Consider the following 26628-nt stretch of genomic DNA (forward strand, 5'->3'; position numbering starts at 1 on the left):
CCGAGCCGCTAAAAGCGTGGTGAGACAAGTTGGATCGTGGAGGTGTCCGCAAAGTCGAGCATTCGTTCTGCGTGATCAAGTGCCAGTTTGCGTACACAAAGTTGCGGCTCCGCGGTTGGGCTAAAACCACCGGGCAACAGGCCGCGCTATTTACCCAGTCTAATATTTGGATGGTGCGAAAGAGCTGCTTAGGATGGGAAACCTGCACCTAAATACGAAAAACGTCTTGGGAAGGTGCTAATCGACAAAAATTAATGAGTTAAACACGGGGAAAGTCTGATTATCTGAAAGTAAGGAAGTTTTTTAAATCTTAGGTCAAAAGCTGAACAAAAGCTGATGGCTACTTCAGAACCTTCCTAGGTTCTGACACCCAGTTCATCTGCGAAAAATTGTGCTGTAACTACCCATCTCTGTATGAAACTTGGCCAGCACTACAGGAATTCGGTAGGGCCGCGAACATCATCATTCAGCTGCCGGAAGAATATTAAAATCATGGATGTTTACGCATGAAGCCATCAAATCAAAAAGCATCGAAAAACTCAAATTTCTCGTATGAACTGTCCTCTGTACAGCAGGGTATCTGGCTCGGTCAGATAGCGGATTCGAACATACCACTGTACAACATTGGCATGAGACTGGAGATCAATGGTGATCTCGATATTCCGATGTTCGAGAAGGCTATCAATCTGGTTGCCAAGCATAACGATGCACTACGGCTTGCCTTGTTCCATGAGGGCGATATAGCCAGGCAGAGGGTGCTGCCATCTGTCGATATCAGACTCGCACTCGTCGATTTTTCAGACTACGTTGACAGTGTCGAGCGAGCGCTGGAATACCTTCAACAATCATTTTCCCGACCGTTCAATCCCTTGGAAGGCATTCTTTGGGAGGTGCAGCTCGTACGGTGCAGTGCATCCCATCATTACTGGCTGGGGCGGTGCCATCATTTGGTCATGGATGGCGCAGGGGTAACGCTGTTCTGCCATGCAGTGGAGAAAGCCTACAATAATTTGTTGGCGGGCATCGACGAGCTCGAGGAAGCCCCTTCCTACAGCGACTTCCTGATCAAAGACAAGGCCTATCTGAGTTCGTCGCGCCTGGAGCGCGACAGGGCGTTTTGGCGCGAACGCTATACACAACTGCCGCCACCTCTGCTGCAGTGGTCCGGCGATCATGCCGTGGGTTCAATGTGCAAGAGCGGTCATATTCGCTCGACGATAAAGCGTGACCTGTTCAATGCCCTGGTCGCCGTTGCCACCGAGCATGACCTTTCTCCTGTCGCGATATTCTTTGCCGCCGTAGGCGCCTATTTTTCACGTGTTGGTGATGCTGAAGAGGTCATCATCGGCATGCCCCTGCATAACCGCACGACGGCCTGTCAGAAAAAGACGATCGGTATGTTTTCTTCCGTTATTCCGATCGGCGTACGGGTCGACCCCAATCGCTCCCTGCTCGAATTGATGGGCAATGTGGCCGCCGAATTGCGACGCTGCTACCGCCATGAGCATTTTCCAATCGCGGAACTGAATCGCGCCCTCAATATTGGGCATTCCAGGCGCAAGCAGATCTTCGATATCACGCTTTCATTCGAAAAATTTGACGCGGACTTTATCTTTGGCGGCTCCCCTGCGCAGGCGATCAGGATGTACAGCGGCTTCGATCAGACGCCACTCTCAATCGCTATCTGCGATTACTATTCAGACGATGACATTGTCGTTGACTTTAACTTCAATCTGACCTGCTTTGGCCAAGACGAAATTGAACGGATTCGGGACCGCATTACGCTGCTCCTGAAGTTGGTTGCCGCTCATGACTCAACACCGATTAGCCAGCTTGCGCTGATGGGCGAAACCGAGCGCCGGCAAGTGCTCGTCGAGTTCAACGCAACACATCAGGCATTGCAGCAGGATCTATTGGTCCATCAGCTTTTCGAACAGCAAGCGCAGCAGCAGCCTCAAGCGCTTGCACTGGTGTGCGGCGACGAGTGTGTGACTTACGCGGACCTCAACAGACGCAGCAGCCAGGTGGCTCATGTCTTGCTGTCACTGGGCATTGTTGCCGACGACCGCGTGGCGATCTGTGTGGAACGTAGTGTGGAGATGGTGGTGGGCTTGCTGGGGATCCTGAAGGCTGGCGGTGCATATGTGCCGCTGGACCCTGGGTATCCGCTGGAGCGGTTGCGCTACATGCTGGAGGACAGCGCGCCGGTGGCGGTGCTGGTGCAGCCCGAAACCCGGGAGCTGCTGGGTGCGCTGGCGATGCCGGTGCTGGATCTGCAAAGCGCGAACTGGGCGGTTAAGGCCGAGCTTGATCGCGTGTCGCCGACAGTCACGCCACAGCACCTGGCTTATGTGATCTATACCTCGGGTTCGACCGGCCAACCCAAGGGCGTGATGATTGAGCATCGCAATCTCGTTAACCTGGTGGCTTGGCACTGCGATGCATTCGATCTGACCCATCACAATCGCGTTTCGAGCGTGGCGGGAGTCGGTTTCGATGCCTGCGCCTGGGAAATATGGCCAGCTTTGTGTGTGGGAGCCAGCCTGTCGCTGCTGCCTGGACAAGCGCTTGGCAACGATGTGGATGCACTGCTGTGGTGGTGGCGTCGGCAAGATCTGGATGTGAGCTTCCTGCCTACGCCGGTTGCCGAGATGGCATTCACCCAAGAGATCGAACCGGCCACGCTGCAAACGTTGCTGATTGGCGGAGACCGGTTGCGTCGGTTTCCCAATCCGGATAGTCAGGTCGCGCTGATCAACAACTATGGTCCGACCGAGACAACGGTTGTGGCGACATCCGGTCTGATCGATGCAACACAGTCGGTATTGCACATAGGCCGTCCTATAGCCAATACGCAGGTTTATCTGTTGGATGCCCACGGCCAGCCAGTACCCATTGGGGTCAGCGGCGAGATCCATATCGGCGGTGCGGGGGTTGGCCGTGGCTATCTGAATCTGCCGGAACTGACGGCGGAGCGTTTCGTCGAGGATCCGTTCAGTGCCGAGCCGGCAGCGCGGATGTACAGGAGCGGCGATCTGGGGCGCTGGCTGGCGGACGGTAATATCGAATACTTGGGGCGCAACGACGATCAGGTCAAGATACGAGGCTTGCGTATCGAACTGGGCGAGATCGAGACGCAGCTGAAACAGATAGCGAACATCAGGGAAGCGGTGGTGGTTGCCCGAGAGGACACGCCGGGCGAGAAGCGTCTGACGGCGTATTACACACAGCAGGAAGCGAAACAGGCGATTACGGCGCAGACATTGCGTACTGCCTTGCAGGCGAGGCTGCCTGAATACATGGTGCCGGCAGCGTATGTGAAATTGTCGGAATGGCCGCTGACGCCCAATGGCAAGCTGGACCGGCGGGCATTGCCGACGCCGGGGGACGACGCTTACGCCAGTGGTGACTACGAGGCGCCGGCAGGCAAAGTCGAACGTGCACTGGCGGATATCTGGCAAGAGCTGCTCGGTATCGATCGGGCAGGGCGCCACGATCACTTCTTCGAGCTGGGTGGGCATTCGTTGCTGGCGATGAGACTGATCTCCCTGGTCCGACAGCGTTTGAACGTAGAGTTGCGATTGGCCGAGTTATTCGCACATCCGCAGCTCGAGGCGCTTGCCTGCGTGGTTGAGCAGGCACAAAGCAACGCGCTGCCGCAGATTGCGCCAGTCTCACGAGAGATGCCATTGCCGCTGTCGTTTGCTCAGCAACGGCAGTGGTTTCTGGCCCAGATGGAAGGTGCCAGCGTTGCTTACCACATACCGGCGGGGCTGCGCATACTCGGCGCGCTGGATGAGCCCGCCTTGCAACGATCGTTGAACCGGATAGTGGCGCGTCACGAAGTACTGCGCACAACGTTTGTCCAGCAGACCGCGGACCAGTCCGTGGTGCTGCGCATACATCCCGAGGAAACAGGCTGCCCCTTGCGCAAGTACGATCTCACGACGCATGCCGATGGCTCGCGTGAGTTGGCACGACTGGTGGACGAAGAAGCCATTAGGCGCTTCGATCTTCAGCAGGGACCGCTGATTCGAGGGAGCCTGGTTCGTCTGAGCGATGAAGAGCATGTGCTGCTGTTGACCATGCACCACATCGTATCGGATGGCTGGTCGATGGGCATTTTGACGCGCGAGTTGGGAGCGCTCTACGCGAGCGGTTGCCAAGATGAGGCAGCCCCGTTGCCGCCGTTGTTGATTCAGTACGCGGACTACGCGATGTGGCAACGAAGTTGGTTGAGCGGCGAGGTATTGCACAAGCAAAGCACTTACTGGCAGACGGCTCTGCTCGATGCGCCGGCATTGCTGATGTTGCCCGCTGACCGTGTACGTCCTGCGCAACAGGACTATACGGGTGCGTCGGTAGCTGTGGTGCTGGATGCGACGCTGAGCAATGAGCTCAAGACGTTGAGTCGGCGGCACGGCACCACTCTTTTCATGACACTACTGGCGGGCTGGGCAACGGTATTGAGTCGTTTGTCAGGGCAGGATGAGGTGGTAATCGGTTCGCCGGTGGCGAACCGGATGAGCGCGGAGGTCGAGGGCCTGATCGGTTTTTTTGCCAACACCCTGGCGTTGCGGGTAGATGTGTCAGACGACCCGACGGTCGAGGCATTGCTGAGTCGAGTCAAGGCCTGCACGCTGGCGGCGTATGAACACCAGGATCTGCCGTTCGAGCAGGTGGTGGAGTTGCTCAAGCCGGTGCGCAGCTTGTCCCATAGCCCGCTTTTCCAGGCGATGCTGTCGTGGCAGAACATGCCGACGGCGGAACTCGCGATCGACGGGCTGGAGCTGACGCTGCTGGATTCGGTAGTACGCACCACCAAGTACGATGTGTCGCTCGACTTGGCGGAGGTAGAGGGCCGGATCGTCGGTTCGCTGGAATATGCGACGGCGCTGTTCGACAGAGATACGGCGCAAAGCTACGTGGCGTATCTGGAACGGGTGCTGCGTGCAATGGTCGAGAACGAGCGCCAGGTAGTCGGAGCGATCAAGCTCTTGGGCGAAACCGAACGCCGGCAAGTACTTGTCGAGTTCAACGCAACACACCAGGCCTTGCGACAGGATTTATTGCTCCATCAGCTTTTCGAACAGCAAGCGCAGCAGCAGCAGCCGCAAGCGCTTGCGCTGGTATGCGGCGACGAACGAGTGACTTACGCCGATCTCAACAAACGCAGTAATCAGGTTGCTCATGTCTTGCTGTCACTGGGCATTGTTGCCGACGACCGCGTGGCGATCTGTGTGGAACGCAGTGTGGAGATGGTGGTGGGCTTGCTGGGGATCCTGAAGGCTGGCGGTGCATATGTGCCGCTGGACCCTGGGTATCCGCTGGAGCGGTTGTGTTACATGCTGGAGGACAGCGCGCCGGTGGCGGTGCTGGTGCAGCCCGAAACCCGGGAGCTGCTGGGTGCGCTGGCGATGCCGGTGCTGGATCTGCAAAGCGCGAACTGGGCGGCTGAAGCTGAGCATGATCGCGTGTTGTCGACGGTCACGCCACAGCACCTGGCTTATGTGATCTATACCTCGGGTTCGACCGGCCAGCCCAAGGGCGTGATGATTGAGCATTGCGCCATTGTGAACCGCCTGTTATGGGCGCAGGACCACTATCGGCTGAGTCGCGAAGACCGCTTCTTGCAGAAGACACCGTTCGGGTTTGACGTGTCGGTCTGGGAGTTTTTTCTTCCTTTGCTCGCCGGTGCGCAATTGGTGATCGCACGTCCGGCAGGCCATCAGGACCCCGAGTATCTGGCCGAGTTGATCGCAGGCTCGGGAGTGACGATATTGCATTTTGTACCCTCCATGTTGCAGAGCTTCCTCAATCAGGTTGGCCCGCTGGCATGTAGCACATTGCGGCAGGTGTTCTGTAGCGGCGAGGCGTTGCCCTATAGTTTGCAAAAGCACTTCGAGCAACGCTTTGCGCATGTGCAATTGCATAACCTGTATGGCCCTACTGAAGCCGCTGTCGACGTCACCTACTGGCACTGCGTGCCCGACCTGCATACGGGGATCGTGCCGATTGGCCGGCCCGTCGCCAATACCCGGCTGTATCTGTTGGACCCGCATATGCAACCGGTCCCGGTTGGCGTGCGCGGCGAGATTTACATCGCGGGTATACAGCTCGCTCGCGGCTATTTGAATCGTGATGCGCTGACCGCGGAGCGATTCGTGAAAGACCGTTTCAGTAACGACCCGACGGCGCGGATGTATAGGAGCGGCGATCTGGGGCGTTGGCTGGCAGACGGTAATATCGAGTATCTGGGACGCAACGACGATCAGGTCAAACTCCGTGGGTTCCGTATCGAGCTGGGCGACATTGAAGCGCATCTGGCTGGGTGTGCTGGTGTCGGAGAGGCTGTGGTGGTTGCCCAGGAGGACACGCCGGGTGAGAAACGCCTGATCGCTTATTACACGACGAGGGAAGCGAAAGAGATTATTGCAGTGCAGACGCTACGTGCGGCCTTGCAGGCGAGTCTCCCTGAGTACATGGTGCCGGCGGCGTATGTGAAATTGTCGGGGTGGCCGCTGACACCTAACGGCAAGCTGGATCGCCGGGCGCTGCCCGCGCCGGAGGGTGATGCTTATGTGAGCCGCGGCTACGAAGCGCCTCGCGGGAAGGTGGAGATGGCGCTTGCCGAAATCTGGCAGGAGCTGCTTGATGTCGAACGGGTAGGGCGCCACGATCATTTCTTCGAACTGGGCGGGCATTCGCTATTGGCCGTCAGTCTGATGGGCCGGATGCGTCAAGCGGGACTGTCGGCGGATGTACGGATGCTGTTTGCTCAGCCGACTCTTTCGGCGTTTGCCGAGGTTTTGGGTAACGGTCATGAGGTGGAGGTGCCCGCCAACGGAATCGTGGTCGGGTGCACACGAATTACCCCGTCGATGTTGCCGCTCGCAGACCTCAGCGAGGACGCCATCGAGCGAATTGTGAGTACTGTGCCGGGCGGTACGGCGAACGTCCAGGATATCTACGCACTGGCGCCACTGCAGGAAGGGGTGTTGTTCCACCACCTTGCGTCGCTAGAGGGTGACCCCTATTTGCTGAATACGCGTTTTGCGCTGCCAAGCGAAGACCACCTGAAGGCTTTCGTGCGGGCACTTCAGGGCGTGATTGCCAGGCATGACATCTTGAGAACGGCGGTGCTGTGGGAGGGGCTGGACGAGCCGGTCCAGATAGTCTGGCGTGAAGCGCCATTGGCCGTGGAAGCATTGGAACTGAAGGCGGCTGACGGAGACATCGAACAGCAACTTCAGGAGCGCTTCGATCCCAGGCATTGCCGGCTGGATTTGACAAAAGCCCCCTTGATGAAGATGGCTTACGCCTACGACGACGCAAATAGTCGCTGGGTGGCGATTCTGCTGTTTCACCACATGGTGCTGGACCACATGGCGCTGGAAGTGGTGCAACATGAGGTACAGGCGGATCTGCTGGGGCAGGCAGCGCGACTGCCGACGCCGGTACCTTATCGTAACCATGTTGCGCAGGCGCGATTGGGAGTAAGCCAAGCGGCCCACGAAGCGTTCTTCCAGGAAATGCTCGGTCAGGTGACGGAGCCGACGCTGCCATTCGGTTTGCACGATGTGCAGGGTGACGGTCGGGACATAAGGCAAGCCAGGCAGGCAGTGCCCGCAGAGCTGGCGGGCAGGATCCGTCGGCAAGCCAGGAGTCTGGGTGTGAGTGCTGCCAGCCTGCATCATCTGGCGTGGGCGCACGTTCTGGGACGCACGTCGGGCAGGGAAGAGGTTGTGTTCGGTACGGTGTTGCTGGGGCGGATGCAGGGTGGCGACGGTGCCGACCGCTCGTTGGGGATGTTCATCAATACCTTGCCGGTGTGCTTGAACGTGGGTGAGCAAAGCGTAAGTGAGGGGGTGAAGGCCACGCATGCCCGCCTGACTGCGCTGCTTGGTCACGAACATGCGTCGTTGCCGCTGGCGCAACGCTGCAGCGCCATTGCCCCGTCGTTGCCGCTGTTCAGCGCGCTGCTGAATTATCGGCACAGCGCCCAGCCGGAAATATCGGATCAAGCAGACCGCCCTTGGGGCGAAATCGAGGTCTTGGGCTGGAATGAGTGGACCAACTATCCGTTGACGCTTGCCGTGGACGATCTGGGCGAGGGCTTTGCACTGACCGTTCAATCCACGGCGGGGGTCGATCCGCAAAGGGTATGTGCTTACATGGAGACGGCGCTGGAGAGTCTGGTCGAAGCGCTGGAGCACTATCCCGAGTCGTTGCTGCGCCGTCTGGACGTGCTGCCGCGAGCCGAGCGTCAGTTGCTTCAGGAGTGGAATGCGACGGCCGTGGATTACCCGCAAGACACCTGCGTCCATCAGTTGTTCGAAACGCAAGTGGAAAAGACGCCAGAAGCGATTGCGCTGGTATTCGAGGCGCGCAAATTCACTTATGCGCAACTGAATGCGCGTGCCAACCAGTTGGCGCATTATCTGATCGGCCTGGGCATCGGGCCGGATGACCGGGTGGCGATCTGCGTGGAGCGCAGCCCGGAAATGGTGGTGGGCTTGCTGGGGGTTTTAAAAGCGGGCGCTGCCTATGTGCCGCTGGACCCGACGTATCCGGAGCAGCGGTTGCGCTACATGCTGGAAGACAGCGCGCCGGCGGCGGTACTAGTGCAGCGCATGACCCGGGCGTTGCCAGGCAAGTTGGCAGTGCCGTTGCTCGACCTGGAAGGCGGGGGCTGGGAGTCTGAGGCTGACTATGATCCAGTGGCGCGAGCAGTCAAGCCGCATCATCTGGCCTATGTGATTTATACGTCAGGCTCAAGCGGCCGACCCAAGGGCGTGTTGATTGAGCAAAAGGGTTTTCGCAATCTGATGCACTGGTATCTCGACGAGCTGAAACTGGCGTCCGATGATGCCGTACTGCTTGTTTCATCCTATAGCTTCGATCTGACGCAAAAAAACATTCTGGGGCCGTTGTTGGTCGGTGGAACGCTGCATCTGGCCAGAGAGGCTTTTATTCCCGACGTGCTGCTGAAGCAGATTCAACGCGAGCGTATTACCCACATCAATCTTTCACCCAGTGCGTTCAACGCGCTCATCAATGCAAACGATTCAAGGCAACTAGACAGCATTCGCCGGGTGGTACTGGGCGGAGAGCCTGTTCAGTTCGCCAGATTGGAAATGCTTCCCGAGCCGAGGCCGGAATTCATTAACAGTTATGGGCCCACGGAGTGCAGCGACGTGGTGGCCTGGCATAGACTGGTTGAGGATATCGACTGTTATCGGTCTTCGGTGTTTCCGATCGGCCGTCCGATCGCGAATACACGGATTTACCTGTTGGATGTGCACGGCCAGCCAGTGCCCATCGGGGTCAGCGGCGAGATTTATATCGGCGGTGCGGGGGTTGCCCGTGGCTATCTCAATCTGCCGGAACTGACGGCGGAGCGTTTCCTGGATGACCCGTTCAGTGCTGAGCCGGCGGTGCGGATGTACAGAAGCGGCGATCTGGGCCGCTGGCTGGCGGACGGTAATATCGAGTACCTGGGGCGCAATGATGATCAGGTCAAGATCCGGGGCTTTCGTGTCGAGCTGGGCGAAATCGAGTCGCAACTGGCGGTTTGCCCCGGGGTCAGGGAAGCGGTGGTGCTGGCACGCGAGTATAGCCCCGGAGACAAGCGCCTGGTGGCGTACCTGACGGCGCAGGAAGGTGCCGTATTGTCAGCAGCGCAGTTGCGCGAGCAACTGTCGCAAGGGTTGACGGAACACATGATCCCGAGCGCCTTTGTGACGCTGGCGAGTTTCCCGCTGACGCCGAACGGCAAACTGGATCGTCGGGCATTGCCGGCGCCGGAGGACGACGCTTATGCCAGTCGTGATTACGAGGCGCCTGTAGGTGAAGTCGAACCTGCGCTGGCGGAGATCTGGCAGGCGTTGCTCGGTATCGATCGGGCAGGGCGTCAAGATCACTTCTTCGAACTGGGCGGGCATTCGTTACTGGCCGTGCAACTGGTTTCACGCCTGCGTCGGCAGTTCGGAGTCGACGTGGCACTGCGAGATGTGTTTGCCGAGCCTACATTACAAGGTCTGGCACGGCAGGTGACGAACGCCAGGCTCACGGCGCAGCCGCCGTTGACGCCGGTCGACCGCAATCTGCCATTGCCGTTGTCGTGGTCGCAGCAGCGCTTGTGGTTCCTCGATCAACTGGACCGTGCGGCGGGAGCCGCCTATCACATCGCTGCAGGGCTACGCTTGCGCGGCCAATTGAATCGCGACGCCTTGCAAGCCACGCTGGACCGCATCGTGGCTCGCCACGAAATCCTGCGCACCCATTTTGTCTTGCACAAGGGCCAGGCGATACAGTTGATCGCACCAGCGGCCCAAGGGTTTGCCTTGGCTACCCACGACCTGCGCTCTCTGGGCAGCACGGCGCAGCACGAGGCGGTCGAGCGGCTCGCTCGCGAGGAGTCGGTTGCACCGTTCGACTTGTCGAGTGGTCCGCTGATTCGTGGGCGGCTTGTGCAACTGTCGGAGACAGAGCACGTCCTGCTGGTGACGCAGCACCATATCGTTTCGGACGGTTGGTCGACGGGCGTTCTGCTGCAGGAAATCGGTACGTTGTACCGCGCCTTCAGCCAGGGGCTGGCCGATCCTCTGCCGGCACTGGCCTTCCAGTATGTCGACTATGCCGCGTGGCAGCGGGAGTGGTTGCAGGGCGAAACCCTGCAAACGCAGGTCGACTTCTGGCGGCAACACCTGAGCGGAGCTCCGGCCCTGCTGGAGCTGCCCACCGACCACCGCCGGCCACCATTGCGCAGTTACGCGGGCGGGCGGGTGAGTCTGGCCCTGGGCCCAGCATTAACGGCAGGGCTGCGACAGTTGGGTCAGCGTCATGGTGCGACGCTGTTCATGACATTGCTGGCGGGGTGGTCGAGTCTGTTGAGCCGGTTCAGCGGGCAGGATGACGTGGTGATCGGCACACCGGTGGCAAATCGTCCGCGTAGCGAACTGGAGTCGCTGATCGGCTTCTTCGTCAACACACTGGCGCTGCGCATCCGGCCGGAAGGGAGCCTGAGCGTGGCGGCGTTGCTGGAGCAGGTCAAGGCGGTCATGCTGGCGGCGCATGCGCATCAGGACCTGCCGTTCGAGCAGGTGGTGGAGGCGTTGCAGCCACCGCGCAGCCTGGGCCATAGCCCGATCTTCCAGGTCATGCTGGCGCTGAACAACACCCCGGGCGGCGGCGAACTCAGCCTGCCGGAGCTGAGCCTGGAGCCGCTGCAAACGCCGCACACGACAGCCCAGTTCGACCTGTCGCTTTCACTTGTCGAGGCGAAGGGTGGGTTGCTCGGTTCTCTGGAATACGCGAGCGATCTGTTCGAGCGTGCGACGATCGATCGGATGGCGGGGCATTTGCAGGTGCTTCTGGAAGGGATGGTGGCGGATGACCAGCAGCCGGTCGGAAAACTACCGCTGCTGTCCTGCGCGCAACGTCGGCAGGTGCTGGAGACGTTCAACGATACGGCGGCGGCCTACCCGGCGGACAAGCTGCTTCATCAACTGTTCGAGGAGCGGGTGGCACAACATCCGGATGCCCTGGCGGTGGTCGATGAAGCCGGAAGCCTGACCTATGGCGAACTGAATGTGCGGGCGAATCGACTGGCACATTATCTGATCGGCCTGGGTGTCCAGCCGGATGATCGGGTGGCGATCTGTGTTCAGCGCAGTCTGGAAATGGTGGTGGGCTTGCTGGGAATTTTGAAGGCGGGCGGTGCGTATGTGCCGCTGGACCCTGGATATCCGCCAGAGCGGTTGCGCTACATGCTGGAAGACAGTGCGCCGGTGGCGGTGCTGGTGCAAGCGGCGCTGCAGGAATGCCTGCCGGTGGTAAATGTGCCGCGTGTCGTTTTGGATAGCGTGGACCTGTCCCCCGGGCCCGGTGATCTACCGTGCGGCAATCCGGATATTGATGCCTTAGGGCTGACGTCGAGAATGCCGGCTTATGTGATGTACACATCCGGCTCCTCGGGAAGACCGAAAGGCGTGCTGATTGAACATCGCAGTGTGCTGAGTCTGGTTATCAATAATCCTTATGCCTTGATTGCCACCGATGATTGTGTTGCGCACGGCGCCAATACGGCCTTCGATGCATCGACCTGGGAAATCTGGAGTGCGCTGCTCAATGGCGCGAAACTGTTGGTTGTGTCTCAGGCGACGCTACTCAATGCCGCGCGCTTGAACCATGTATTGATTGAAGGTGGCGTGACTGCTTTATGGTTGACTGCTGGATTGTTCAATGAATATGTCGATGTACTCGCCGTAGCCTTCTCAAAGCTGCGATACCTCCTGGTCGGTGGGGATGTGCTCGATCCAGTGAACGTTGCGAAGGTTTTGTCCAGCGCCCATCGGCCCAGGCATCTGATCAATGGCTATGGGCCAACGGAAACAACGACATTTGCCAGCACCTACGAAGTCCATGCGCTGTCCAACAATTCGCGCTCGATTCCCATTGGCCGCCCCATCGGCAATACACGGATTTACCTGTTGGATGCCCAAGGCCAGCCGGTACCCGTCGGGGTCAGCGGCGAGATCCATATCGGCGGTGCGGGGGTTGCCCGTGGCTATCTGAATCTGCCGGAACTGACGGCGGAGCGTTTCGTCGAGGACCCGTTCAGTGCCGAGCCGGCAGCGCGGATGTACAGGAGCGGCGATCTGGGCCGCTGGCTGGCGGACGGCAACATCGAGTACCTGGGGCGCAATGACGATCAGGTCAAGATACGAGGCTTTCGTATCGAGCTGGGCGAGATCGAGATGCAGCTGAGGCAGATCGTGAACATCAAGGACGCCGTAGTGATCGCCCGGGAGGACACACCGGGTGAAAAGCGCCTGACGGCTTATTACACAATGCCGGAAGCGGAACAAGCTATTACGGCGCAGACGTTACGTGCTGCCTTACTGGCAAGGCTGCCGGAATACATGGTGCCGGCGGCATATATGAAATTGTCGGAATGGCCGCTGACGCCTAACGGCAAACTGGATCGACGGGCATTACCGGCGCCGCAGGATGACGCTTATGCCAGTCGTGATTACGAGGCGCCTGTAGGTGAAGTCGAACCTGCGCTGGCGGAGATCTGGCAGGCGTTGCTCGGTATCGATCGGGCAGGGCGTCAAGATCACTTCTTCGAACTGGGCGGGCATTCGTTACTGGCCGTGCAACTGGTTTCACGCCTGCGTCGGCAGTTCGGAGTCGACGTGGCACTGCGAGATGTGTTTGCCGAGCCTACATTACAAGGTCTGGCACGGCAGGTGACGAACGCCAGGCTCACGGCGCAGCCGCCGTTGACGCCGGTCGACCGCAATCTGCCATTGCCGTTGTCGTGGTCGCAGCAGCGCTTGTGGTTCCTCGATCAACTGGACCGTGCGGCGGGAGCCGCCTATCACATCGCTGCAGGGCTACGCTTGCGCGGCCAATTGAATCGCGACGCCTTGCAAGCCACGCTGGACCGCATCGTGGCTCGCCACGAAATCCTGCGCACCCATTTTGTCTTGCACAAGGGCCAGGCGATACAGTTGATCGCACCAGCGGCCCAAGGGTTTGCCTTGGCTACCCACGACCTGCGCTCTCTGGGCAGCACGGCGCAGCACGAGGCGGTCGAGCGGCTCGCTCGCGAGGAGTCGGTTGCACCGTTCGACTTGTCGAGTGGTCCGCTGATTCGTGGGCGGCTTGTGCAACTGTCGGAGACAGAGCACGTCCTGCTGGTGACGCAGCACCATATCGTTTCGGACGGTTGGTCGACGGGCGTTCTGCTGCAGGAAATCGGTACGTTGTACCGCGCCTTCAGCCAGGGGCTGGCCGATCCTCTGCCGGCACTGGCCTTCCAGTATGTCGACTATGCCGCGTGGCAGCGGGAGTGGTTGCAGGGCGAAACCCTGCAAACGCAGGTCGACTTCTGGCGGCAACACCTGAGCGGAGCTCCGGCCCTGCTGGAGCTGCCCACCGACCACCGCCGGCCACCATTGCGCAGTTACGCGGGCGGGCGGGTGAGTCTGGCCCTGGGCCCAGCATTAACGGCAGGGCTGCGACAGTTGGGTCAGCGTCATGGTGCGACGCTGTTCATGACATTGCTGGCGGGGTGGTCGAGTCTGTTGAGCCGGTTCAGCGGGCAGGATGACGTGGTGATCGGCACACCGGTGGCAAATCGTCCGCGTAGCGAACTGGAGTCGCTGATCGGCTTCTTCGTCAACACACTGGCGCTGCGCATCCGGCCGGAAGGGAGCCTGAGCGTGGCGGCGTTGCTGGAGCAGGTCAAGGCGGTCATGCTGGCGGCGCATGCGCATCAGGACCTGCCGTTCGAGCAGGTGGTGGAGGCGTTGCAGCCACCGCGCAGCCTGGGCCATAGCCCGATCTTCCAGGTCATGCTGGCGCTGAACAACACCCCGGGCGGCGGCGAACTCAGCCTGCCGGAGCTGAGCCTGGAGCCGCTGCAAACGCCGCACACGACAGCCCAGTTCGACCTGTCGCTTTCACTTGTCGAGGCGAAGGGTGGGTTGCTCGGTTCTCTGGAATACGCGAGCGATCTGTTCGAGCGTGCGACGATCGATCGGATGGCGGGGCATTTGCAGGTGCTTCTGGAAGGGATGGTGGCGGATGACCAGCAGCCGGTCGGAAAACTACCGCTGCTGTCCTGCGCGCAACGTCGGCAGGTGCTGGAGACGTTCAACGATACGGCGGCGGCCTACCCGGCGGACAAGCTGCTTCATCAACTGTTCGAGGAGCGGGTGGCACAACATCCGGATGCCCTGGCGGTGGTCGATGAAGCCGGAAGCCTGACCTATGGCGAACTGAATGTGCGGGCGAATCGACTGGCACATTATCTGATCGGCCTGGGTGTCCAGCCGGACGATCGGGTGGCGATCTGTGTTCAGCGCAGTCTGGAAATGGTGGTGGGCTTGCTGGGAATTTTGAAGGCGGGCGGTGCGTATGTGCCGCTGGACCCTGGATATCCGCCAGAGCGGTTGCGCTATATGCTGGAAGACAGTGCGCCGGTGGGGTTGCTGTTGCAGGGCGAAACCCGGATGTTGTTGGGCGAGTTGGCGGTGCCGATGCTTGATCTGCAAGAAGGCGACTGGGAGGTTGAGGCTGAACACAATCCCGTGGTGCCGACCATCAAGCCGCAGCACCTGGCCTATGTGCTTTACACCTCAGGCTCCTCCGGTAAACCGAAAGGCGTGGGCGGCTCACATCAGGGCATGGTTAACCGTCTTTACTGGATGCATAGCACTTTCGATGGTCAGCGATTCGAAAAGCATGCACAAAAAACGTCGATCAGTTTTCTCGATTCGTTGAGCGAAACGCTGACGCCCTTACTGTTTGGTGCGCAATTGTATATCGTGTCGCCGTTGGCCTCCATGGATCCGGTAAAGTTATGGCAGGCGGTTACAGAGCATCAATTGACCCGTCTGGTTCTTGTCCCGTCACTGTTGGAAGAGTTGTCGAGGATGGAGAACCGGCAAGTTTCGCAAGAAAAGCGGCTGATCGTTTGCAGTGGCGAGGTTTTTTCGTCCTCCCTGCTTGCTCGCACTCGCGCGTGGTTACCTTCGGCCACGATACTGAACTTCTACGGTTCGTCGGAAGTGGCGGCTGACTCTACTTTTTACCTGTGCGACAGCGCTGTTCAAGCCGGCCACTCGCTTCCGATAGGCCGTCCGATATCGAACACACAGATTTACCTGTTGGATGCATACGGCCAACCGGTACCGATCGGGGTCATCGGCGAGATCCATATCGGCGGTGTAGGCGTTGCCCGTGGCTATCTGAATCTGCCGGAACTGACAGCGGAGCGTTTCGTCGAGGACCCGTTCAGTGCCGAGCCGACGGCGCGGATGTACAGGAGCGGCGATCTGGGCCGCTGGCTGGCGGACGGCAACATCGAGTACCTGGGGCGCAATGACGATCAGGTGAAGATCCGGGGCTTTCGTATAGAACTGGGCGAGATCGAGTCACAACTGTCCGAGTGCCCATGGGTCAGGGAGGCGGTGGTACTGGTGCGCGAGCACAGTCCCGGAGACAAACGACTGGTGGCCTACCTTACAGCACAGGAAGGCGCGGTGTTGTCGGCGGCGCAGTTGCGCGAGCAACTTTCGCAAGGGCTGGCGGATTACATGATCCCGAGCGCCTTTGTGACGCTGGCGCGCTTCCCGCTGACACCGAGCGGCAAGCTGGATCGTAGGGCATTACCGGCGCCGGAGGACGACGCTTATGCCAGTCGTGGCTACGAGACGCCAACAGGTGAAGTCGAGCCTGCGCTGGCCGAGATCTGGCGGGCGCTGCTGGGGCTGGAGCGGGTGGGTCGTCATGACCACTTCTTCGAACTGGGCGGGCATTCGTTACTGGCCGTGCAACTGGTTTCACGCCTGCGTCGGCAGTTCGGAGTCGACGTGGCACTGCGAGATGTGTTTGCCGAGCCTACATTACAAGGTCTGGCACGGCAGGTGACGAACGCCAGGCTCACGGCGCAGCCGCCGTTGACGCCGGTCGACCGCAATCTGCCATTGCCGTTGTCGTGGTCGCAGCAGCGCTTGTGGTTCCTCGATCAACTGGACCGTGCGGCGGGAGCCGCCTATCACATCGCTGCAGGGCTACGCTTGCGCGGCCAATTGAATCGCGACGCCTTGCAAGCCACGCTGGACCGCATCGTGGCTCGCCACGAAATCCTGCGCACCCATTTTGTCTTGCACAAGGGCCAGGCGATACAGTTGATCGCACCAGCGGCCCAAGGGTTTGCCTTGGCTACCCACGACCTGCGCTCTCTGGGCAGCACGGCGCAGCACGAGGCGGTCGAGCGGCTCGCTCGCGAGGAGTCGGTTGCACCGTTCGACTTGTCGAGTGGTCCGCTGATTCGTGGGCGGCTTGTGCAACTGTCGGAGACAGAGCACGTCCTGCTGGTGACGCAGCACCATATCGTTTCGGACGGTTGGTCGACGGGCGTTCTGCTGCAGGAAATCGGTACGTTGTACCGCGCCTTCAGCCAGGGGCTGGCCGATCCTCTGCCGGCACTGGCCTTCCAGTATGTCGACTATGCCGCGTGGCAGCGGGAGTGGTTGCAGGGCGAAACCCTGCAAACGCAGGTCGACTTCTGGCGGCAACACCTGAGCGGAGCTCCGGCCCTGCTGGAGCTGCCCACCGACCACCGCCGGCCACCATTGCGCAGTTACGCGGGCGGGCGGGTGAGTCTGGCCCTGGGCCCAGCATTAACGGCAGGGCTGCGACAGTTGGGTCAGCGTCATGGTGCGACGCTGTTCATGACATTGCTGGCGGGGTGGTCGAGTCTGTTGAGCCGGTTCAGCGGGCAGGATGACGTGGTGATCGGCACACCGGTGGCAAATCGTCCGCGTAGCGAACTGGAGTCGCTGATCGGCTTCTTCGTCAACACACTGGCGCTGCGCATCCGGCCGGAAGGGAGCCTGAGCGTGGCGGCGTTGCTGGAGCAGGTCAAGGCGGTCATGCTGGCGGCGCATGCGCATCAGGACCTGCCGTTCGAGCAGGTGGTGGAGGCGTTGCAGCCACCGCGCAGCCTGGGCCATAGCCCGATCTTCCAGGTCATGCTGGCGCTGAACAACACCCCGGGCGGCGGCGAACTCAGCCTGCCGGAGCTGAGCCTGGAGCCGCTGCAAACGCCGCACACGACAGCCCAGTTCGACCTGTCGCTTTCACTTGTCGAGGCGAAGGGTGGGTTGCTCGGTTCTCTGGAATACGCGAGCGATCTGTTCGAGCGTGCGACGATCGATCGGATGGCGGGGCATTTGCAGGTGCTTCTGGAAGGGATGGTGGCGGATGACCAGCAGCCGGTCGGAAAACTACCGCTGCTGTCCTGCGCGCAACGTCGGCAGGTGCTGGAGACGTTCAACGATACGGCGGCGGCCTACCCGGCGGACAAGCTGCTTCATCAACTGTTCGAGGAGCGGGTGGCACAACATCCGGATGCCCTGGCGGTGGTCGATGAAGCCGGAAGCCTGACCTATGGCGAACTGAATGTGCGGGCGAATCGACTGGCACATTATCTGATCGGCCTGGGTGTCCAGCCGGACGATCGGGTGGCGATCTGTGTTCAGCGCAGTCTGGAAATGGTGGTGGGCTTGCTGGGAATTTTGAAGGCGGGCGGTGCGTATGTGCCGCTGGACCCTGGATATCCGCCAGAGCGGTTGCGCTATATGCTGGAAGACAGTGCGCCGGTGGGGTTGCTGTTGCAGGGCGAAACCCGGATGTTGTTGGGCGAGTTGGCGGTGCCGATGCTTGATCTGCAAGAAGGCGACTGGGAGGTTGAGGCTGATCATAATCCCGTGGTGCCGACCATCAAGCCGCAGCACCTGGCCTATGTGATGTATACCTCAGGTTCCACTGGTAAACCCAAAGGTGTGGCCAACCAGCATAACGGCGTCGTAAACCGGTTGTGGTGGGCGCAGAGTGAATACCAGCTCGGGGCCGACGATTGTGTCTTGCAGAAGACTCCATTCGGCTTCGATGTATCGGTCTGGGAGATCTTTCTTCCTCTGCTTGCCGGAGCACAGCTGGTCATGGCCCGCCCCGGAGGCCATCAAGACCCTCACTACCTGATGGAAGTGATCGAGCGCCGAAGCATTAGCATGCTGCACTTCGTTCCTTCCATGCTGCAGGCCTTTGTCAATCAGACGCCAGCAGGGCGGTGTTCGACGCTCAAGCGAGTAATTTGCAGTGGAGAAACACTGCCGCATACTTTGCAATTGCAAAGCCAGGCGCATTTCCCGAAAAGCGAGTTGCATAATCTTTATGGACCCACCGAAGCAGCCATTGACGTCACTGCATGGCATTACGTGGCAGAGCAGGAGATCGGGATCGTTCCGATCGGCCGTCCGATAGCGAATACACGGATTTACCTGTTGGATATGCACGGCCAGCCAGTGCCCATCGGGATCAGCGCCGAGATTTATATCGGCGGAGTAGGGGTCGCCCGCGGTTATTTGAATCGACCGGAATTGACGGCGGAGCGTTTCCTGGAGGATCCGTTCAGTGCAGGGCCGGCGGCGCGGATGTACAGGAGCGGTGATCTGGGGCGCTGGCTGGCGGACGGCAATATCGAGTACCTGGGGCGTAACGACGATCAGGTCAAGCTCCGGGGCTACCGTATCGAACTGGGCGAGATCGAGTCGCAGCTTGCGGCTTGTCTCGGGGTCAGGGAGGCAGTGGTACTGGCGCGCGAGCACAGTCCCGGAGACAAACGCCTGGTGGCGTATCTGACAGCGCATGAAGGTGCCGTGTTGTCGGCGACGCAGTTGCGCGAGCAACTGTCGCAAGGGCTGGCCGAATACATGATTCCGAGTACCTTTGTAACGCTGGAGAGTTTCCCGCTAACGCCGAACGGCAAGCTGGATCGACGGGCATTGCCGGCGCCGGAAGACGACGCTTATGCCAGTCGTGGTTACGAGGCGCCGGTAGGTGAAATCGAGCATGCGCTGGCAGAGATCTGGAAGGCGTTGCTGGGGCTGGAGCGGATGGGTCGCCATGACCATTTTTTTGAACTGGGCGGGCATTCGTTACTGGCGGTGCAACTGGTTTCGTCCCTACGTGAGCGTTTCGAGGTCGAAGTGGCATTGGGCGATCTGTTCCTGCATCCGACAATCTGTGAACTTGCCGCGTCTTGTCTTAGTGGTTTGAACAAGTCTCTTCATCCGAATCTAACCACCATTCGCAAAGAGGGGACTCAATACCCCTTGTTCCTCATTCATGAAGGCTCAGGGGATATTGGTTATGCCCAACAGCTGGCGAAGCAAATTTCCTCTGATATCCCGGTGTATGGCTTTTCGGCGAGCGGACTGCAAATCGGAGAGGAGCACCTCACCACTATCGAGGCAATGGCCTCACGCTACATTCAGGGTATCCGCCATATACAGCCGGATGGGCCGTATCGCGTCGCCGGTTGGTCTGCCGGGGGAACGATCGCCTATGAAATTGCCCATCAGTTGATAGGGGCCGGTGCTACAGTAGAGTTTCTCGGGCTTATCGACACCACCAGTGACTATAGGCATTTGTTTAATGCGCAGGAGGTTGAACACGCTCATCCCTATGAGACGCCTGAGATCGAAGCCTTGTTGAGGCTTTTGTCCCCTGATGCACGTCACGGGGCTGTCAGCCACCTGGCTGCTGCTCGGGATTTCGAGGCCTTATTGGCTTATACGCAAGTTCAAGGTCTGCTTCCCGAAGGGATAGATAGTGATCTCGCAAAAAGATACCTGGCACTGATCCACAGTATCGGTCTGGCCCTCTACCGTTACGTTCCGCCAGCGCTACCGACACGCCTCACTTTATTCTCGGCGACCGGAGAAAGTCGCAGTGATATCAGCATTGGTTGGGGGGGGCTTATCCCCAAGGAGCAACTGCAAATCATCTCCGTCAGGGGAACTCATCACTCTATTTTGAAAGAACCCGACATTCGTGCTCTGGGACGGGCGATCCTTGAGGTAGTCACCAATAAGGGGGCAGCCAAAACCAGTTTAGTTTAGTGTGACTTTTTTTTGCCATCACCCGAAGCCCTAAGGTTTGTCTGAAAAGTCGCTTTGGCTAGAATGATGCCCTCTGGTTGCAAGGAGAGCCGGTATGACAAGCCGTTATGAAATTTCATCTAAGCGTTGGGCGATCATTGAAGCCATTGTTTCTCCTCAATACATGGTGCGGCCAAGGCGAGATGATCGTCAGATGCTTAACGGGATCTTCTGGATTTTGTGCTCTGGTGCCAAATGGCGGGATCTTCCAGAACGTTTCGGGCCTTGGAAGACCGGTTACTAGCGTTTCAGACAATGGCGTTACAACGGCACGTTCGAGCAGGTTCTGCGCCACCTTCATCTTCATTTGCGAGAAGACGGTTTCATCGATCTGGACACCTGTATGTTCGATTCCACGCCAATCTGGGCCACCCGAACAGCCAGCGGCGCTGGAAAAAAAGAGCCCGCAGGAACTGCCACATCACTGTCTCGGCCGAAGCGGGGGCGGGCTGAATACCAAGATATACCTAGCCTGCGACAGCCATGGCTTCCCGCTGGCCATCCTGCTGTCGCCTGGCGAACAGGCTGACTCGCGCTATTTCACGCCGTTGCTGGATCAGATCAGCCTTCCTGGCAGCAAGGGGCACCCGCGCAAGCATTGCCGTTATGTGCTTGCCGACAAGGGTCATGACAGCCAGATCTTGCGTCAGTACTGCGATCGCTACGGCATGCAGCCGGTGATTCCTCTGCGCAGGATGCACCGCAAGCCTCGACCTGGCGTGCCTCGGCTGTTTGACGGGACTCAGGGCAGAAAACGCAACGGTATTGGGCGGCTGTTCAGCTTGCTCAAGGAAAAACGTCGGATCTGTACGCATTACGACAAACTGGCCAGTAGCTTTAAAGCCATGGTCACACTGGGTATGCATCGAAAGATGCTTGCGGGCTGACTTTTCAGACAATCCCTAGCTCTTTGTAACCAGTCCGAATGGCCCGGATTTCGGGTGTTCCTTCCACAAATATCAGTGTGCAGACCCAATTGTTACCTTCGGAGATGCCTGCCGCAGGCTCAGGCGGGCATAACCAATTTGCTCTTATAACAGGTGCTGCAACATGGTTGCAAAGTCTGGCGCTGAGGCACCGTCAGTAGGCGCAACGTGCCCATGAACGTTAGCAGCCGGCGCAGCTGTGTTGTGAAGTGGTCACGGCCAACCAGCTGCGCTAGGGGGGAGTGAAAGAATGGCTTCGCCTGTGCGGGAGGATATTTCGACCTGTCCAAAAAAATGATCATTCGAGGTCATCGCTGTGTGGTCCTTGATGGGATCGATAGATAAAACGGAAAAAATCGTACGCCTAGCATGTAGCCTTTCAGGTTGAATCCATAGAAGCTGACCGCGAGGTGTAAGGAAATACCAAAGCTAGGTTTTGTAAGAAAAGTATTGCTGCCTACAACGTAGGCTGCAGGCCAGCGTGATCATGGCTGCGTAGCTCTTGGCCAGCTTGTCGTAGCGAGTGCCGATTCGGTTGTTCTCTTTTAGCCAGCCAAACATCCGCTCAATTATGTTGCGCTGCCGATACTTTGGACGATCAAAGAGTCGGGGCAAGCCAGGCCGGGTTTGCGTGGCATGGCGCGTGGCGGGATCACAGGCTGCATTCGATAACGGTCGCAGTAGTAACGCAGGTGTTCTGCACCATAGCCTTTGTCAGCCAGTAACCATCTACTGCGCTTTCGTGGTCGCCCCGGCTTACCGGGAACGCGCACCAGATCCAGCAACGACTGGGCGTGGGCGATATCGCTGGCTTGTCCCGGTGAAAACATGAAGCGCAATGGTACGCCATTAGCGTCGTAAACCATATGAATCCTGGTTGTCAGGCCGCCTCGACTGCGCCCCAGAGCATGGTCTAGCGGTTCTTCAGGCCCCCTTTTTCCGGCGCCTGAAGAGGCTCGGGTTGCACGTACCGCCGTGGAGTCGATCATCCAGGTGTTCAGATCGATCAGTCCCTGCTGATTGAGTCGAATGTAATGGTCAACGGATCCCGAACACGACGTTAAGGTTTTCTCGTACTGAGCGGGCGCCAGTCCATCATTGAACTGGTGTGGCCGAACCCGGTTGTAGCGATGCATCAGATAATGACTAATATCCCCTTGTGCCTCTTGGGCCGTCATGTAGCCCACGGCGGGTATCCACTCGGTTTTCAAGCTGCGGAATACACGCGCCATCGGCGAGTTGTCGTAGCAATTACCTCGGCGACTCATGCTCTGGCGCACGCGATATCGCCAAAGCCGCTTGCGAAACTGTCGGCTACCGTATTGGGCGCCCTGGTCCGAATGAAACAGCAGGCCCTGAGGCTTGCCGCGTTGCTCATAAGCCATGTCCAGCGCCTTGATCACCAAGTCCGTATCCGATTTTTTTGAAAACGCCCAGCCCAGCACCCGACGCGCATAAAGATCCATAACCACCGCCAGGTAATGCCATTTTCCTTGCGCCCAGATGTAGGTGATGTCGCCACACCAGACCTGATTGGGCGCGGTTACATCGAACTCCCGATTCAAAATGTTCGGAATGTCAGGTCGCTCCACTGTTGCTTTTTTGTAATCATGCGAGCCCGGTTGCTTGCTGATTAATCCCAGTTCCCGCATCAGGCCACGCACCTTGAACCGACCGATTTGCTCGCTATCTTCCTGCATCAACGACACAATACTGCGGCTGCCAGCAGCGCTTCGACTTTGTGTAAACAGCTCATTGAACCGCCCGCGTAGCCGCACCAGTTCGGAGTTGGTGGACCGGCGTCGCAAGCAATGGTCGTAGTAGCATGAGCGAGGTATCTCGAACACTTCGCACGGCAACTCGATCGGCTCATGGCACTGAGCTGATCGATCAGCGCATGCGCTCGTGCTCTTCCGACATCAAGAGCGCGTTGGCCATTTTTAAAATGGATTTCTCCCGCTCAAGGCGAGCGATCCGGGCTTCCTGCTCTTGAATTTTCTGCTGCTCGGGCGTCAGGGCTTTGCTCTGGGGCGTTACGCCATTGCGCTCCTGCTGGAGCTGGCTCACCCAGCGACGCAGCGCAGATTCCACCACCCCGAGCGAGCGGGCGGCTTCGATATGGCTATAGCCTTGATCGAGCACGAGGCCTGCGGCCTCGCGCTTGAATTCAGTGGAGAAGGTACGGCGTTGTTTTGTCCTCAGACACCTCTATCTGGCGACATTCTTGCCTAAGTGAGTGTCCGGAATCATTAGACCAGTACAAATATTGCGCAGTGCTGGCTTCGGCAAACAGTCGGTTTTGACCCTGCTAACGGCGACTGCCGTCGCCTACCTGATGTCGAGCCTAGGGGCTGTACGAAAAGTGGCTGCGGTTATGCTGCGTTAAAAACAGGCTCGGATGCGAGTCCAATCGGAATGCTCATTTACAACACGTAGAGTCGAACGCAACCCCGGCCGTTCCTCGCCTGTTTTTGCCTTGCCTGACCTTCGCGCGCCGACTTTTCGTACAGAACCTAGTAGCGGCATGTCTGGGTTTATTACGTCCACTGAGTCACCCATCAGACCTTTCAGGTGACATCAGCAATATCGGCCGAACTGTCTTGCCTGCGATGATCGGCAACCTGTCAACTCCAGTGGGCATAGCCATACGTAATGGCTGCGATGGCGCCGTTCTGCTCTCAGGAGCTGGCCGCTATGGGTGTTATCGGCAGTGTCATTCAGGTTGCTCTTTGTGTCGAGTTCGCCTTGTCCGGTGCGCTGATCCGGAGACTGGTGCAGAACCTCTGTGCACACTGCTCGCTTTTCGCAAGCCATAACGACAACGTAGGGGTTGTTGATCGGATACGGCGCAGTCACCTCGATGTTACTGATTCTGCTGGTTGAGCCATTAGCCGACCTGTCCCATGTTGTCCCTGTGGAACTATTTTTTGGGCAGCCAGCGCTGACTTAACGGCGTACCATCGTGCGCTCCAGAATTCAGCGCGTGCAAGTAAGCCTCATAAGCAGTCCTGACCGACGCCGGGACACCTAGGACCGGGGGGCGTAACGACACCAGTGGTTGAGCTCCTTTGTCCATCATTTCGCCTGCTACCTTCTCAATAAAACGCTGACTATTAAGGTGACGCAAAGTTACTACTTCATCGATAAATGCACTGGCTTCAGCGTTACCTATATTCGGATATCTTGCTGCAATGCCGGCACGGAGCATAGTTCGATTATCGGTGGTAAAGTTATTTTCGCCGTTAGCCACATATGCTGGCATAAGTCCCGACAATGCTGCAGCGGAGGCCTTGATCGTGCCTAACTGTGGTGACACGATGACCGATGCAACCTCGGTTAAGGTTTGATTTTTTACCTCTGCGGCAACCCCGTCCAGGTTGCCCTTTTGTTCGTTGATTTGCCGCTGGAAGTAGTCTCGGGCCGCCAGATAGTTTTCTACTTGATTCTGCAGTACCTGTTTATCTGGCGGTTGACCGCTATCTAACTGCCAGGTTTTTAGATATGTCTGGATCTGTACTGATGGCGCACCTTCTAACAGCATTTGTGATAGCTTTTCTGTTTGCTTTTCGGGGAGCCTGGTCATTTCCTCAAGTATACGATCCAACGCGTGGTCCTTATAGCTATGCTGAACATTAGTGGCCAGCTGAGCAACTGCCGCCCCGACAATAATTAAACCATTATCGCTATTGGAGCCGCGACTTTGCAAGCCTATTACTGTCTTGAAAGGCTGGTCGCTATAGACTTGATCGTAGTCATATATAGGTTCTAGGTGGTCAAGAAGACTGCCTAGTATGGCCGCTGCGCTACCCGGCTTATGAATATCTTGACCCATGGCGTACACATAATAGTCCGCATCTAGCACCTTCTTTGGCTCCCGTGAGTCTTGTCCTAGCGAACTGTAATGTAGTCGCAATGCGAAACCATTCTCTAGTTTTGTTGGGCGAATATCTAATTTGTCAACTTTATGTATAGCGCTTTTGGCCAGCTCTGGCGCGAATTTTAGTTGATTGCCATCCAGCAATACCGGATTCGTACTGCGGGTAAACCAAACCGCATTTGCCCCAAGCTCCCCGGCACGTTCAGCTGCATCAATGCCTGCATTTGGTCCATGTATCACCACCGTTTTTCCAGCAAACGTCTGGGGAGAGGCATCACTCGCTCGCATAAACTCATCCAGGTCCAGCACCTTGCCACGCAAGGCTTTCTGCTCATGCAATTTGATGTTGTCCAGTCGTTTTTCTGCTTGAGTGTGTGATGTAACGCTGTTCCAGATACTGGTATGGGGTCCGGCACCAGTCCCCAGTACAATCTGTCGGCTTTGCAAAATCTGGCCATTGTCCAGATTTATTCGAAAACAACCGTCATCCAATCGCGAAATGCCTGTTACCTGTGCTTTCAAATGTTCTGCGCCTAACTCCACTGTTCGCGTCAACTGTCTTCGGTTACTCGCAGAAAATTCGGCACGAGCAGCATAGTTAGGATCATATTTTGGAACCTGTTGGTCCCATTGGCTTATAATTTCAGTCTGGTGGTTAATATAACCTTTCCCACGAACATTCTCGGCCCAAGAGTCGTCCTTGCCTACAATACTGACTTTTCCTAAAAACGGCGTTGTTACCCCGCTATCGGCAAAGCGACCATTAAGCTCATTGAGTAGGTAGGCAACACTACTACCCACTCCGATGAATGTAAGTTCACGGACACGATGCGGATCCAGCCGACTTTTGGTATTGCTGATAGTCTGGCTAGTTGCGGAAGTTGGTAGGCTAGAATCCATAGCAGTGGGTCGCATGTGATGCAAGCTGTGCCCGATAAGCATTGTGTGGTGCTCTCTCTAAAATCAGTTAGGAAGCATTAAGATCTAATACGAGCTTGCAATACCTGCCCGTTTTTGTACTACTATGGAAATTCTCGGTTCAAATTTTCCTTCGCATTGGCCGCGGCTTGCGGCGATTATGTAACAGCACGTCAACTTGGGTAGGCACGGTACGAGTGGTAGCAATATGTTTTGCAACCGCAGTTTTGGAGCTTTCAATAGCGATCGCCCCTAGGTCAACGTCTTATCCGGCGTTATCGTTTGCCAGGCGGTATCGCTGAGACTGTTTTGGTGACGCAAATAGCTTCTCGTGGTTTCAACTTGGGAATAGTGACGTCTCTTTTCTCTTTCAGCTTCCCCC

At 58.1% G+C, this 26628-nt stretch carries 2 protein-coding genes and 4 pseudogenes; 3 read left to right on the plus strand and 3 right to left on the minus strand.

Going from position 1 to position 26628, the window contains the following annotated elements; genetic code table 11:
* The first annotated feature begins 506 nt into the window (after nucleotides 1–506).
* Together POR16_RS03615 and POR16_RS03620 are read left to right on the plus strand one after the other, a co-directional pair.
* Complete coding sequence (locus POR16_RS03615) at nucleotides 507–20486, plus strand: non-ribosomal peptide synthetase (RefSeq protein WP_154897045.1); 19980 nt, start codon at nucleotides 507–509, stop codon at nucleotides 20484–20486.
* Between the two features lie 94 nt (nucleotides 20487–20580).
* A pseudogene (locus POR16_RS03620) lies at nucleotides 20581–21431 on the plus strand (IS5 family transposase).
* A gap of 449 nt (nucleotides 21432–21880) precedes the next feature.
* Here the strand turns inward: POR16_RS03620 and POR16_RS26230 are convergent.
* Nucleotides 21881–22485, minus strand: a pseudogene (locus POR16_RS26230) (IS5 family transposase); the annotation flags it as partial.
* Nucleotides 22486–22497: 12 nt separating this feature from the next.
* Nucleotides 22498–23653 (minus strand): annotated as a pseudogene (locus POR16_RS03625) (IS3 family transposase); the annotation flags it as partial.
* A gap of 302 nt (nucleotides 23654–23955) precedes the next feature.
* Between POR16_RS03625 and POR16_RS26865 the strand changes: the two are divergent.
* Nucleotides 23956–24359: pseudogene (locus tag POR16_RS26865) on the plus strand (MATE family efflux transporter); the annotation flags it as partial.
* A gap of 12 nt (nucleotides 24360–24371) precedes the next feature.
* On the opposite strand, the gene hopAD1 reads toward POR16_RS26865, so the two are convergent.
* Nucleotides 24372–26270 (minus strand): type III secretion system effector HopAD1, encoded by a 1899-nt coding sequence (gene hopAD1, locus POR16_RS03630; RefSeq protein ID WP_005894404.1) that lies wholly within the window; start codon nucleotides 26268–26270, stop codon nucleotides 24372–24374.
* Nucleotides 26271–26628 lie beyond the last annotated feature (358 nt).

It is taken from the genome of Pseudomonas coronafaciens pv. oryzae str. 1_6 (genome assembly GCF_000156995.2).
GTDB classification, from domain to species: domain Bacteria; phylum Pseudomonadota; class Gammaproteobacteria; order Pseudomonadales; family Pseudomonadaceae; genus Aquipseudomonas; species Aquipseudomonas tremae.

Excerpts from the sequence above, each read along its gene's own strand:
- POR16_RS03615 (WP_154897045.1), top strand. The coding sequence starts at position 507 with ATGAAGCCATCAAATCAAAAAGCATCGAAAAACTCAAATTTCTCGTAT.
- hopAD1 (WP_005894404.1), bottom strand. The coding sequence starts at position 26,270 with ATGCTTATCGGGCACAGCTTGCATCACATGCGACCCACTGCTATGGAT.